This window comes from Stenotrophomonas maltophilia, assembly GCF_002799155.1.
GTDB lineage: Bacteria > Pseudomonadota > Gammaproteobacteria > Xanthomonadales > Xanthomonadaceae > Stenotrophomonas > Stenotrophomonas maltophilia_R.
Window position 1 is genome coordinate 1,647,039 of record NZ_NERD01000002.1, and the last position, 12,076, is coordinate 1,659,114.

General features: G+C 66.0%; 12 protein-coding genes. 6 read left to right on the top strand and 6 right to left on the bottom strand.

All coding sequences use genetic code 11. The annotated features are described in order from the left end of the window. Positions 1-85 precede the first annotated feature (85 nt). The 6 genes from B9Y82_RS08230 (at position 86) to B9Y82_RS08255 (ending at position 5,943) form a co-directional block, all read left to right on the top strand. Entirely contained in the window at positions 86-526 is a 441-nt protein-coding gene (locus B9Y82_RS08230) for a hypothetical protein (protein WP_100472242.1), read from the top strand. A 256-nt stretch (positions 527-782) separates the two neighbouring features. After that, the gene (locus tag B9Y82_RS08235) at positions 783-1,286 is read left to right on the top strand and encodes an energy transducer TonB family protein (RefSeq protein WP_202908120.1); all 504 of its coding nucleotides are present in this window, start codon (positions 783-785) and stop codon (positions 1,284-1,286) included. A gap of 63 nt (positions 1,287-1,349) precedes the next feature. Then, positions 1,350-2,099: a hypothetical protein gene (locus tag B9Y82_RS08240; RefSeq protein WP_100472244.1), complete on the top strand. Its 750-nt coding sequence runs from the start codon at positions 1,350-1,352 to the stop codon at positions 2,097-2,099. Between the two features lie 415 nt (positions 2,100-2,514). Next, complete coding sequence (fusA, locus tag B9Y82_RS08245) at positions 2,515-4,551, top strand: elongation factor G (protein WP_100472245.1); 2,037 nt, start codon at positions 2,515-2,517, stop codon at positions 4,549-4,551. A 253-nt stretch (positions 4,552-4,804) separates the two neighbouring features. After that, on the top strand, positions 4,805-5,077 hold the full coding sequence (locus B9Y82_RS08250) for a hypothetical protein (RefSeq protein WP_005409616.1): 273 nt from the start codon (positions 4,805-4,807) through the stop codon (positions 5,075-5,077). Positions 5,078-5,187: 110 nt separating this feature from the next. Further along, positions 5,188-5,943 carry a SapC family protein gene (locus tag B9Y82_RS08255; RefSeq protein WP_100472246.1) on the top strand — a complete coding sequence of 252 codons (756 nt, stop codon included), beginning with the start codon at positions 5,188-5,190 and terminating at the stop codon, positions 5,941-5,943. On the opposite strand, the gene B9Y82_RS08260 is transcribed toward B9Y82_RS08255, so the two are convergent. The 6 genes from B9Y82_RS08260 to B9Y82_RS08285 form a co-directional block, all read right to left on the bottom strand. Beyond that, positions 5,944-8,271 carry an ATP-binding protein gene (locus tag B9Y82_RS08260; protein WP_100472247.1) on the bottom strand — a complete coding sequence of 776 codons (2,328 nt, stop codon included), beginning with the start codon at positions 8,269-8,271 and terminating at the stop codon, positions 5,944-5,946. It abuts the gene before it with no gap. Further along, positions 8,268-8,894: a response regulator transcription factor gene (locus B9Y82_RS08265; protein WP_100475193.1), complete on the bottom strand. Its 627-nt coding sequence runs from the start codon at positions 8,892-8,894 to the stop codon at positions 8,268-8,270. Before B9Y82_RS08265 ends, B9Y82_RS08260 begins: the two co-directional genes overlap by 4 nt. A gap of 241 nt (positions 8,895-9,135) precedes the next feature. After that, positions 9,136-9,669: a lipocalin family protein gene (locus B9Y82_RS08270; RefSeq protein WP_100472249.1), complete on the bottom strand. Its 534-nt coding sequence runs from the start codon at positions 9,667-9,669 to the stop codon at positions 9,136-9,138. A gap of 8 nt (positions 9,670-9,677) precedes the next feature. Beyond that, positions 9,678-10,751, bottom strand: coding sequence for an SAM-dependent methyltransferase (locus tag B9Y82_RS08275; RefSeq protein ID WP_100472251.1), 1,074 nt, complete (start codon positions 10,749-10,751; stop codon positions 9,678-9,680). Next, on the bottom strand, positions 10,748-11,533 hold the full coding sequence (locus B9Y82_RS08280) for a DUF1295 domain-containing protein (protein WP_100472254.1): 786 nt from the start codon (positions 11,531-11,533) through the stop codon (positions 10,748-10,750). Before B9Y82_RS08280 ends, B9Y82_RS08275 begins: the two co-directional genes overlap by 4 nt. Beyond that, positions 11,530-12,075: a DUF2878 domain-containing protein gene (locus tag B9Y82_RS08285; protein ID WP_100472256.1), complete on the bottom strand. Its 546-nt coding sequence runs from the start codon at positions 12,073-12,075 to the stop codon at positions 11,530-11,532. Before B9Y82_RS08285 ends, B9Y82_RS08280 begins: the two co-directional genes overlap by 4 nt. Between the last annotated feature and the right edge of the window lies 1 nt (position 12,076).

A 12,076-nucleotide genomic window follows, 5' to 3' on the forward strand; every position in this document is an offset into this window, starting at 1 on the left:
TTCAGGTACGAGCGCTGCTAGTTGATTATTGCTTTGATGTTTAGGGCTGACTGACCATTGAGCATTCCGGAGCAGGGAAGTCGATATGTTCACCTTTGGTCGCGAGCATGAAATCAAATGCGCGATTAGCAGACACCACAAGGATGATGAGCTCCAGATGGTGCTTGCCATCGTCAACGCCATTCACGATTTCAAGGACGGCATCGTTCCGATCGAGAGCGCAGTGAATGCGATTCGCAAGGGTCTTGTGGACGGCGCCTCGGGGACCTGGGAGACATCTGGCAGCTGGCTTTGCAAGCTGAATGATGCGTATCCAACTACAGAGGGCGTTTGGTTTGAACTGGCATCGCACTCCACTGCCAAGGTGAGATTCCGAGTGGCTTGCCACATGCTTTGGATCTCAGAGGAGCTCGCCGCGAGGTTGTATCCGATACTCGCAAAAGATAGGAGCCGCCGCGTCAGGGAGCAGGCGCAAGGAAACTGGGACTATCTGCAGTGCCCGGAAAAGTACGGTGGGGATTCATAGCTCCTATCTGGAGGGCTGCCAAAATCCAAGCAGTAGATCCTACTGGTCCGTGCTTGGCCTGCCGCCTGAGATGTAGACCAGTGCTGGCGGAGACGTAACGTAGGTCCTGGCCATGGGCCAGTCCTGCGCAAGGGAGGACCCGATGAGAATTTGCTGGAATTGGTTGTCCTTTCCTGTGTATCTCAGAAAAGTTGCATGGCACTGGAGTGCTCCCAGTGGGATCGTGCTGGGAGATATGCACTGCTCCGAAGAAAGTATGAATCGCGCACACTACATTTCTCTGCTCATCAGCCTTCTGGTGCTGCCCAGCTGTGCTCCTGAGTTTGGAAGTCCTGCGAAAACGCGATACATCTGCAACAGCCGCTTGGAGGGAGCAAGCGATCGCTGCGCAGATAAGGCTTTGGCAGCCCTGCAGCGCATTGTTGCTGGCCGTGAAAAGCGATTCGAGCGTAGGGATGACTGCTCTGCCATCTCCAGCCGAAGCGAGAGCGCGGGAATTTCGTTCTTTTCCCAGGCGCTGCGTCCACTGGAGTATCCGCCAGAGAAGCGCTCTGGCGGTGTCGCGCGCTTGCGGATGCACGTGGATGCGTCGGGCCTGCTTCAGTCCGTTGAGGTTGTTCAGTCAAGCGGTGATCCTGCACAGGATGCTGCTGCCATCGAGCATGCATGGGGATGGTGCTACGTCCCTGCGCAGCTCGCTGGAAAAGTCGTTGGCGGCACGGTTGAAGAGACTTTCCCCTTTGACATCGAAGTGCCGTAGTCCCGGTAGCCTCGATCGTGCCGGGTATCATGTTGGGCTTTCCGCCATCAAGGGAATGACCCCATGCGATTCAAACTCCCGCGCTTTGCACTTCTTGTTTCGTGTGTTGCCACGACGTGCGCGGCCCACGCCGCGTCCGCATCCTCGGTCTCCCTGATCAAGGCCGCCGAGCAGGCCTCGCGGATCGAGAGCCGGTATTCCACCGGCGGGAGTGCTCCGGTGGTTCCGGTGACGACCCGCTATTTCGCCAATGATGAAGTGCTCATCAGCTGGGATGACCAGCAGGTGCTGATGTTGTGCAGGGAGGCGGTGTACCTGCAGATTCCTGCCGGCAAGGCAGGTGACGTTGCGCTGGCCACCGAACAGCGGCAGATGATTGCTTACCAGGCGCTGATGTCGGGAATGGGTTCGCTTGCGACCGTGGCCGAAGCGGCAGGTGATTCGGTGCTGGTGGCGGACGACGGCAGCGAGACCCGTCGCGCGGGTGAGAGCAGCTGGGCCTATGGGGTGGAGCGCCATGACGTCACCACCCAGCGCATGGCCGATGGCGCGCTGCGGATCCGGGCACGCAAGACCGAGACCGTGAACAAGGCCAAGCCTGCGGAGCCGGACGACATGTTCAGTACCGAAGACGACCAGGCGGCGCGACTGTCGGAGCTGGCGCCGGTTGGCAGCTGGACCGAGGTGGTGGTCCATGGCGGCCCGCGCCAGGCACAGGTGGATCCGGCGATGTCGTTGAAGGGATGGATCTCGATGGGGGACGATCGTGCTGCGACCGTGGCTGAGGCGCGCAAGCTGCATGAGTGCAAGTGAGCTGAGCTGGGGTCGGAGCCCTTTGCCCGTGGCAAAGGGCTCCGACCCCGTGGCCCGTCGGCCTCATCGTTCTATTTATGTGCGCAATATTCACTTGCGCGCCAGATTGGCAGGTCTAGAATGCGCCCCATGAACCGGATGCCGCTCCTGAAGTTTTTCACCCTGACCCGCGCAAGCGCGGAACGGGCGTGTCTGCCTGGAGCCCCACGAGGCCGTTGAGACGGCCATCGCTGGACCTTCTACAGAGCGCCCTCCGGGGCGCTCTTTTCGTTTCCGCAGTTCCATTCCCCGTAAGCCGATGTACCGCAAGGAGAACGTGCCATGCACCAGATCGCCGAGACCGAACGCTAGCCGCGCACCCTGTCGCCAACCGGGGTGTGCGGCCCCCGAAGTTGGCTTTGCAGGAACCTCTCTCATGAACACCCAAGTCCTCTCCCGCCGTCGCAACCTTGGCATCATTGCCCACATCGACGCCGGCAAGACCACGCTGACCGAACGCCTGCTGTGGAAAAGCGGTGAGATCCATCGCGTGGGCGAAGTGCACGATGGCAACGCGACCACCGATTTTTCGGCGATCGAGCGCGAGCGTGGCATCACCATCGGCGCCGCCGCGGTACAGGCGCAGTGGGCGCCGCGCGACCTGCCGCCGCATCGGCTGACCCTGATCGACACCCCGGGCCACATCGACTTCGCCATTGAGGTCGAGCGTTCGCTGCGCGTGCTCGACGGTGCGGTGGCTGTGTTTTCGGCCGTGGATGGCGTACAGCCGCAGTCGGAAACCGTGTGGCGCCAGGCGCGGCGCCATCGCGTGCCGCTGATCGCGTTCGTCAACAAGATGGACCGCGTTGGTGCCTCGTTCCAGCGTGTGCTGGAGCAGCTGCAGGACAAACTGCAGGCGCGGCCGTGGGCGCTCGGTGTGCCACTGGGCAGCGAAAGCGGCTTCAACGGATGGGTCGACCTGGTCGATGAGCGCGTGCTGCGGTGGCAGGACGCCGCCGTGGCGACGATCACGCCGTGGGACGACGCGGCGCGCACCCTGTGGCAGCCGCACCGCGACGCACTGGTCGAGGCCGTGGCCGACCACGACGAACTGCTGGCCGATGCCTGGCTGGAAGGCCGCGTGATCGATGCCGAACTGCTGCGCGCGGCGATCCGCCGGGCGACGCTGGCCGGTGCGGGCGTGCCGGTGCTGGCCGGTGCCGCGTTCAAGGACAAGGGCATCGAGACGCTGCTGGATGCGGTGGTCGATTACCTGCCTTCGCCGCTGGATCGCCCTGCGGTGACCGCCGAAAGCGAAGATGGCGACGTGGTGTTGCCGCCGGATCCAGGCGGTCCGCTGGCCGGCCTGCTGTTCAAGATCACCCATCAGCAGCACGGCGCGCTGAGCTTCGTGCGGCTGTACTCGGGCACCTTGAAGGTGGGCGACGCCGTGGCCAGTTCGCAGCATCCGCAGGGGCGGCGTGTCAGCCGCCTGGTGCGGGTGCAGGCCGACCAGACCCACGACATCGAACAGGCCGTGGCCGGTGACATCGTGGCGGTGCTGGGCTGGAAGGACGCGGTCAGCGGTGAAACGCTGAGCAGCCGTGCGCAGCCGCTGCGCCTGGAGAACATCCAGGCACAGGCGCCGGTGCTGGCCTGGCGGTTGGAGCCTGCACGTGCGGCCGACCTGATCCGGATGGCGCAGGGCCTGGCCAGCCTGGCCCAGGAAGACCCGTCGTTCCGCGTCGAAACCGATCGCGACACGGCGGAAACCCTGGTCTGGGGCATGGGCGAGCTGCACCTGGAGGTGATGGTCGAACGCCTGCGCAGTGAATGGAAGGTCGACGTGGGCGTGGGTTCGCCGCGCGTGGCCTACCAGGAGACGCCAATGCGTGCGTTGACTGGCGTGGTCGGGCGGCTGGTCAAGCAGACCGGCGGCCAGGGCCAGTTCGCGCATGTGGTGCTGGATGTGTCGCCGCGCGAGGATGGCCAGGTGGTGTTCAACGACCGCATCGTCGGTGGCGTGGTGCCGCGCAGCTTCATTGCAGCGGTGGAAAAGGGCGTGCGTGCCGCGCTGTCGGAAGGCCCGCAGGGACATCCGGTGGTGGGCATCGAGGTCAGTCTTGTCGATGGCCAGACCCATGCCAAGGACTCCTCGGAGATGGCGTTCCATCGCGCCGGTGCCGAGGCGATCAAGGCCGCGCTGGCAGAGGGCGGCACGCAGCTGCTGGAGCCGGTGATGGCGGTGACGGTACATTCGCCGTCGGCATCGGTGGGTGATGTGGTCGGCGACCTCAACCGTCGCCACGGCCGCATTGCCCGCATCGACGACCAGGACGGTCGTGCGGAGGTCAGCGGCTTTGCGCCGCTGGCGCAGCTGGTGGGTTACACCACCTCGCTGCGCTCGCTCAGCCAGGGCCGGGCCAGCAGCGAGGCGCATCTGCACGGCTACGAGCCGGTTCGAGCGGCATGAAGAAGGTGAGGGAGCCCGTTCGCGGGCTCCCTTTTTTCGTGTCGGCCGGTTCCCGTATCCACGCATGGCGTGGATCTACCGGGTGATCGGGTTGCGGGCTCTGCAGCAGATCCACGCAACGCGTGGATGCCGTTCTCAGGGGGCCCGCTTTTTGCACTGCATCGCAACAAACCTGCAGAAAAAGCTGGATTAAAGTGATGCCTCACGATAAATTGCGCACCCCCCGTTGCTCGCCGCCGCCCGCACCCTGCCCATGCGTGATGACAAAGACCCCGGAACCCTGGAGCTGACCCTGCCGCGCAAGCGCGGTCGTCCGCCCAAGTTCGGGTACGCGATGAGCGATGCGCAGCGGGCCGCGCGCTACCGTGCACGCAGGGCGGGGCAGGCCAACCATGCCGACGTGCGCTCCTGCAGCGACATGGTGCTGCTGGACAAGATCCGCGCCGCGGTGAGTGCGCGCGACACCGAGCTGGCCGGGTTCCTGGTCCACGTGCTCTGGCAGCGCTACCCCCTGCAGCTGAAATAGTTCGCCGGTGGGGTGGCCGTTGTCATCGAGCTTGTTGATAATGCGGGATTCAGGTTGTTCCCGCTGGCGTGCCCGGGATGGCAGGCGCGCATGATTGAACGGTTCCCAAGATGACCACCACCAGCGACACCACCACCGAAGCGGCGCCGAGCGGCGCCCCCCTGTTCTATACCCGTCCGGTGCCGCTGCAGGCCGATGTGCATGCCGATCTGCGCATCCTGCCGGGCAAGCTCGAATTCGCCGCTGGCAACAACGCCATCCCGCTGGTACTGGGCGAATTCTCGCTGGCCCTGCACCACTTCCCGATCCTGTTCGCTGGCCCGACCGCGGTGCCGATGGCCGCCGTGGGCGTGTCCGACCAGAACCTGTTCATCAAGGACGGCCTGTGGGAAGACGAGGCCTACATCCCGGCCTACCTGCGCCGCCACCCCTTCATCTTCATCGACACCGGCGCGGAGAATGACTTCCTGCTGGGCATCGACGAGGAAAGCCCGCGCGTGGTCAAGGGCGGCGAAGAAGGCCAGCCGCTGTTCGTTGACGGCAAGGCTACCGAAATGGTGCAGCAGGCGCTGGAGTTCTGCGGCCAGTACACCCGCGAGCACGAACAGACCCAGGCCTTCTCCAAGGCGCTGATCGACAACGGCCTTCTGGTCGAGCGCAATGCGACTGTGCGTACCCCCGATGGCCGCGAGTTCAACCTCAACGGCTTCCTGGTCGTGGACGTCGAGAAGTTCGTTGCCCTGCCGGAAGCAACCGTGATCGAATGGCACCGCAGCGGCTGGCTGGCATTGATCCACCAGCACCTGATGTCGCTGGGTCGCTTCAACGACCTGACCCGCCGCCAGGTCGAACGCCTGGCCGCCTGATCAGGGCTCTGACCGGGTTCCCGCTGCGCGGGAGCCCTGTCCGGCCAGCAGCACGTCCAGCAGGCGTCGTGCATCGGCCCAGTCCGGCGCGGCGTCATGCGCCAGATCGGCCAGCTCCGCCGCGATGGCCGCGTGCCCGCATTGGCCCAGCATCTGCAGCGTGCCCTGCAATCGGTGTGCGTGATGGCTTAGTGCCGATGCGTCTGCACGATCGACAACCCGCTCCAGGTTGCCGAGCTCATCGCGGATGTCGGCGATGTAGGCCGCGTCCATTTCAATCGTTTGCACGGAAGTGTCCAGGCCATCCGGCCGCGCAGTGCCGAGCGCAGGCAGCAGTTGGGCGGCGCGCAGCGGCTTGGCGAGTACCGCGTCGAAGCCCGAGCGGCGGCAGCGTGCGCGATGACGCCGCCCGGTGCGGGCAGACAATGCGATCAGGCGGATGGACTGCCCCGCGCGCCCACGCAGTTCGCGCGCCAGCGCGTGACCATCGATGCCACGCAGTCCAATGTCGATCAATGCGGCGGGACGGGGCTGGCGCCGCTGTTCGGCCAGGGCACTGGCCGCATCTTCCACGGCGCACACCTCGGCACCCCAGCGCCGCAGCTGTTCGGCGATGACGTGGCGATTGAGCTCGTGGTCCTCCACCAGCAGCAGGTGCAGGCCGGCCAGTGGCGTGGCGCCAGCGCACAGGTCTTCGGCATCCGCGCTGGCACTTGCAGGAGACACCGGCAGGCGCAGGATGAAGCGGCTGCCGCGGCCCAGCACGCTGTGCACGGTGAGGTCGCCCCCCATGGCGCGGGCCAACTCGCGCGCGATCGAAAGCCCCAGGCCACTGCCGCCACGCTGGTGCCCGCTGCTGCCTTGCTGGAAAGGCTGGAACAGGGTGGCCACCTGCGCCGGTGCAATGCCGATGCCGCTGTCGATCACCTCCAGCAGCAGTTCCCGCGGCCGCGCCGCCGGCATCAGCTGCAGGCGCAGCTCGACGCCGCCGATATCGCTGAACTTCACCGCGTTGGCCAGTAGATTGCTGGCAATCTGGCGTAGCGCATCGGCGTCCACCAGGATGAAGGACGGGGATGCGTTCCCGGCATCGAAATGCAGCTGCAGGCCTTTCCGCCGGGCCTCTGGCCGGATCGCCTCCAGTGCCTGCCGGCACAGCTGTGCTGCATCGCAGGGTTGCGGATGCGGCTTGAACGCGCCGCTGGCGAGCCGTGAAAAGTCCAGTGCACGATTCAACAGGCTGCGCAGGGCGTGGCTGGCCGTGCTGGCAGCGGCGAGCAGATCGCGCTCGCCCTTCGGTAGTGTCGATTGTCCAAGCAGTTCGATCGAGGCCAGCACGGCCTGCGCCGAGTTGCGCATCTCGTGACTGATCACCCCGATGGCATGTGCGCCGCTTCGGTCACCGCGTGTCCGCAGGTGGCCGGTTGCGCGCCACAGCAGCGGCAGGGCGATCAGCAGCGGGGCCAGCAGCAGCCACCCGCGCGGGGGCGACGCCTGCATCCAGTCCAGTGCATTCCCCGCGGCCGCAGGCAAGGTCTGTCCAGCCCAGAGTCGAAGCAGGCCCGCATGCTCCTCCAGCGTGATCTCCCGCAATGCCTGCTGGATGCGCTCCAGCAGCTGCCGGTCTTCGTGGCGGACGAGCAGGTAGAGGTCCGTGGAGAAGCTGCTGTCGAACGACTGCAGGCGCAGGCTGCCATTGAAATGGCGTCGAACCAGGGGGCGCAGTGTGGGCTCCAGGCCAATCGCCGCGTCCGCCAGGCCGGATTCGACCGCCTTCAATGCCGCATACCGGTTGGGCAGTTGCTGCAGCCGGATCTGTGGATGATGTGCGCGCAGCCAACCGGCGTAGGGCCCGCCTTCAACCACGGCGACGACCCGTCCGTCGAGTTCGCGCATCTCCCGTGGCAGCCATTCGCCCGTGCGCCCGGCCAGCAGGGTGGCGCCGCCGCGAAAGCGGCGGGACGCGGCAAGGTCGGGGCAGGGGAGCGACTGGTGTCTCGCCCCGCCAAAGACCATGACCAGATCGGCCTCGTGATGGCACACCGCGAGGATCGACGCGGCGGTGGTCGGATAGGGCCGTTCCAGGAAGCTGAGTTGGGCATGCCGGGCCACCAGGCTGGCGTAGCCATGGGCCAGCGTTGGCGGTGATGAGGCATCGGCCAATGCTGCGGGCAGCGGCCGCAGGGAAGGCGCCGTGGCGACCCGCACGCTGCTACCCGGTAGCCAGCGTGGCGACCGGATATCTTCGGCCGACGCAGCGGGCAGGAGAAGGAGCACCAGCAACCCCGTGGGCAGGAAGCGACGGCGCAGCGGCGGGTGGTGCCTCACGGAGTCTCCAGTCGCTCGCGCAGTGCGTAGATTTCCACATCGCTGCGCAATCCCAGCTTGCGCAGCACGGCGACCTTCTGTGTGCTGACGGTCTTGATGCTGCGATGCCGGCGCAGGGCGATCTCGGAGACGGTCAAGCCTTCCAGCAGCAGGCCCAGCACCTCGCGCTCGTTGCGGCTGAGCTCACCGCGATCGCCGGCCAGCCTGACGTCCGGTGGAACCCGGGTCAGGCCCTGCGAAACGCGCACGATGGCATCGGACAGTGCAGGAAGTGGCTCGGCCTTGCTGACGAATCCGCTGAGCCCGGCATCGATCAGGCGGTTGAGGTTGGTGGTGGGCGAGGGTGTGGCGAAGGCCAGCAACGGCGTGCGCGGGAACTCCCGGCACAGCCGCGCAACCAGCTCGATGCCGCCCAGGTCGCCACGGGCGAGCGTGAGATCGATGATGGCCACGTCAACGTGCGTGCCCTGCAGGCTGCTGAGCAGATCGGCGCTGCAGCCATGGCTGGCGACGATGTCGAACCGGAGGTCGCCTGAAAGGTGGAGGGCGGTGCCGCGACGGACGACTTCGTGGTCATCCAGGAGCGCCAGGCGAAGCCGACGCGGTGCAGGAAATCCATTCATGCGCGGGAGGTGGTCAGCGCCCATGGGCGTGGCCGTCATTCTGGCGCTGCTGTCGCGTCGAACATCGAATTCGTTGCGATTTTACGACTATTCCTAAAGATCGATGGATGCCCTCCATCGATAGGGGCTGATCCATGGGTCGGGCGTATCGTCAGGTCGAAAGTCGCCGGCTACCGATACCCTTTGAAGAGATATTAATGTGACGCGTCACGCCGGGGCGGGCGCGGGCGGCTGCCGCGATCTATCGCACCGACTGCGGTACGCGCCTCAGCTTGCCGGTGTCGTAGCCCATGGCCGCGATGCGTTGCACGGCCTGCTGGTAGTCGCTCTCGGACACCTGTGGCGTGCGCGCCATGTACCACACATAGTCGCGCCTGCTGCGCGCGACAATGGTCTGCCCATAGTGGTCGTCCAGCCAGGCAATCACATACTCGGCCTGGATCGGCCAGATGAACTGCATGCCCCAGATCGCGCCATTGCCCTGCTTCTCGACCCGCCCCACCGGGTGCATCGACTTCTGCGGGGCGTCGAAACTGCCCTTGCGATAGGTGAAGGTCGTCTGGATGCGCCCGTCCGGCTTCAATGTGTAGCTCTCCACCGCGTCGAAGGCCTCGCGCTCCGGCCACGACGGTATGTGGGCGATCACATACCAGTCGCCCATGAAGCGTGGCACGTCCACTGATGGAGGGCGAGGCAGGGGACGGGTATCGCTGGAACTGCAGCCGGAACCAAACAGGCTCAATGCCAGCAGGGGAAGCAGCGAGCGCATGCGCATGTCACACCTCAACGGGGGCGGAAGAGATAGTGGGCGACCAGCCACTGCTGGCCGTCGTCGTAGCCGAACAACTCGGCGCATGCCATCCAGAACATGCGCCAGCGCTGCCACCAGATCTTCGCCGCGGCCTGGCCGTAGGTTGCGACCAGAACCGGCATCACCTTCTCGCGGGCTGCGTCCTGGTTGGCCAGCCAGTGGTCGGCGGTTCGCTGGTAGTGGGTGCCGTCCAGCAGCCAGCGTTGATCGAGCCGCAGGTCGCGTTGGAAATGCAACAGGGTGTCGGCGGCAGGCATCAGTCCGCCGGTGAAGAAGTGACGCCCCATCCAGTTGTCGCCACCCTCGGTTTCAAACGGATACATCAGCGTGCGATGGGCGAAGATGTGCACGAACAGCGCGCCGTCGGGCTTCAGCCACTGGCTGATGCGCGCGAGCAGCCGTTCGTAGTTGCGCACATGTTCGAACATTTCCACCGAGACACAGCGGTCGAAGCGTGCGCCGGGCAACTCGAGCTGGTTGACGTCGCGGGTCAGCACCTCGACGTTGTGCAGGCCCCGGGCCTGGCATTGCGCCATGATGTGCTGGCGCTGGCTGTGCGAATTGGACACCGCCGTGATCGCAGCGGCGGGGTAGCGCTCGGCCATCCACAGGGTCAGCGAACCCCAACCACAGCCCAGTTCGAGAATGTGCTGGCCATCGGCCAGTCCGGCGCGCTGGCCGTACAGTTCCAGCATGGCGTCCTCGGCCTGGTCCAACGTTTCGCGCCCGGTGGGGTAGTAGCAGCTGCTGTACTTCAGCCGCTTGCCCAGGCAGGCCTGGAAGAAGGCCGCGGGAACTTCGTAGTGCTGGCGGTTGGCCGCGTCGGTATGCAGCGCGAGTGGGCTGCCGGCCAGTTCTGCGATGCGACGGTTGAAGCGCGCGGACTGTGCCTCGATGCCGCCCAGCATTTCCTCGCGCAGGCGTTGCGCGCACAGGCGACGGATGCCGGCCCGCAGTGCCGCATCGGGAACCAGCCCGCGTTCGGCCCAGGCGATCAGCCCGGTTTCCGCGTCGTCGGCCGGGGTCAGTGACGGGATCGCGCTCATGCGGAATACTCCTTGGAAGAACGGGGAAACCAGGGGAAGAACATCGGCGTGCTGCGCTGGTAGGCGCGGTAATCGTCGCCGCGGCTGCGCAGTGCCTGCTTCTCGGTGAACGGGATGCCGCTCAGGTAGCGCAGGAACACGTACATCAGCAGCGGGCCGGCCCACGCCAGCCACCACAGTGGCGAGCCGACCGCGAGCAGGACATAGCTGAACCAATGCAGCCACTCGAAGAAGTAGTTGGGGTGGCGGGAGTAGCGCCAGAGCCCGTCGCGGCAGGTGTGGCCCTTGTTCGCTGGATTCGCGCGGAACCTGGCCAGCTGATGGTCGGCCAGGCTCTCGCCACCGACGCTCAGCAGCCAGACGAATGCGGCGGCTACTGCCCACGGTGTCAGGCCGGCGCGGGGATTGGCAGCCACCGCGACGAAGGGCAGGGCGAACAGCACGACCAGCAGCGCCTGGGCCATGAAGAAGCCGAAGATCCTGCCCTGATGCCCCTGCCAGTGCTCGCGCAGATAACGGTAGCGGCCGTCCTCCTGTTCGTGGCGGACCCGATGCCACAGGTGCAGCGCCAGACGGCTGCCCCACAGGCCACCGAGCACGCCCAGCGCGATCCGTGGCGCGGCCGCACCCTCGCCGAGCAGCGCCAGCAACAGGGCCGAAGCGCCCACGCCCTTGGCCCAGAGCACATCGACCACGCCGATGTTGCGGTGGCGGCGCTGCCAGGCCCAGCCCCAGCTCATCACCAGCACGGCATACAGCAGGACCCACAACAGAGTGATCATGACGGTGCTCCGGCCAAGGGCGGCGGGATGGTGCGGGAACCGCGACGAGCGGCCGCGCACAGCAGTGAAAGCGCGATGGCCCAGCCCACGCCGAGCACCAGCAGGCCCTGCCACAGCGGCGCAGTGAATCGAACCGCATCGAAACCGCGCGCTGCGGAGAGATAGGCCAGCGGGGCCAGCAGCAGGCCGAACGCGGCTGGCAGGGCAGGGTGGCGCAGCAGGAAGCGCATCGAAGTGGTCAGCGTCATCGCAAACGCGGCCCACAACGCCATGATCCAGGGGGGCGGTACCCAATCGAGTGGGGCGGCAGCGTAGCGCACGGTGCTGCTGGCGGCGGCACTGGCGTCGACCAGCCACGCGCAGGCCAGCGCCAACAGCATCAGCCGAAGATCCAGCCGAGGTTGCGGCGAGGTCAGCAGCTGGCTGCCGATGTAGAGCGACGCTGCCAGCAGCGCTGGCCATTGCCAGCCGCGCCCGGCGCCGGCAACGGCGCACAGCCAGACCAGCTGGTTGCCAAGCAGATTGGCCCAGAACCGGCGCATC

Excerpts from the sequence above, each read along its gene's own strand:
- B9Y82_RS08230 (WP_100472242.1), top strand. The coding sequence starts at position 86 with ATGTTCACCTTTGGTCGCGAGCATGAAATCAAATGCGCGATTAGCAGA.
- B9Y82_RS08235 (WP_202908120.1), top strand. The coding sequence starts at position 783 with ATGAATCGCGCACACTACATTTCTCTGCTCATCAGCCTTCTGGTGCTG.
- B9Y82_RS08240 (WP_100472244.1), top strand. The coding sequence starts at position 1,350 with ATGCGATTCAAACTCCCGCGCTTTGCACTTCTTGTTTCGTGTGTTGCC.
- fusA (WP_100472245.1), top strand. The coding sequence starts at position 2,515 with ATGAACACCCAAGTCCTCTCCCGCCGTCGCAACCTTGGCATCATTGCC.
- B9Y82_RS08250 (WP_005409616.1), top strand. The coding sequence starts at position 4,805 with ATGCGTGATGACAAAGACCCCGGAACCCTGGAGCTGACCCTGCCGCGC.
- B9Y82_RS08255 (WP_100472246.1), top strand. The coding sequence starts at position 5,188 with ATGACCACCACCAGCGACACCACCACCGAAGCGGCGCCGAGCGGCGCC.
- B9Y82_RS08265 (WP_100475193.1), bottom strand. The coding sequence starts at position 8,894 with ATGAATGGATTTCCTGCACCGCGTCGGCTTCGCCTGGCGCTCCTGGAT.
- B9Y82_RS08270 (WP_100472249.1), bottom strand. The coding sequence starts at position 9,669 with ATGCGCATGCGCTCGCTGCTTCCCCTGCTGGCATTGAGCCTGTTTGGT.
- B9Y82_RS08275 (WP_100472251.1), bottom strand. The coding sequence starts at position 10,751 with ATGAGCGCGATCCCGTCACTGACCCCGGCCGACGACGCGGAAACCGGG.
- B9Y82_RS08280 (WP_100472254.1), bottom strand. The coding sequence starts at position 11,533 with ATGATCACTCTGTTGTGGGTCCTGCTGTATGCCGTGCTGGTGATGAGC.
- B9Y82_RS08285 (WP_100472256.1), bottom strand. The coding sequence starts at position 12,075 with ATGCGCCGGTTCTGGGCCAATCTGCTTGGCAACCAGCTGGTCTGGCTG.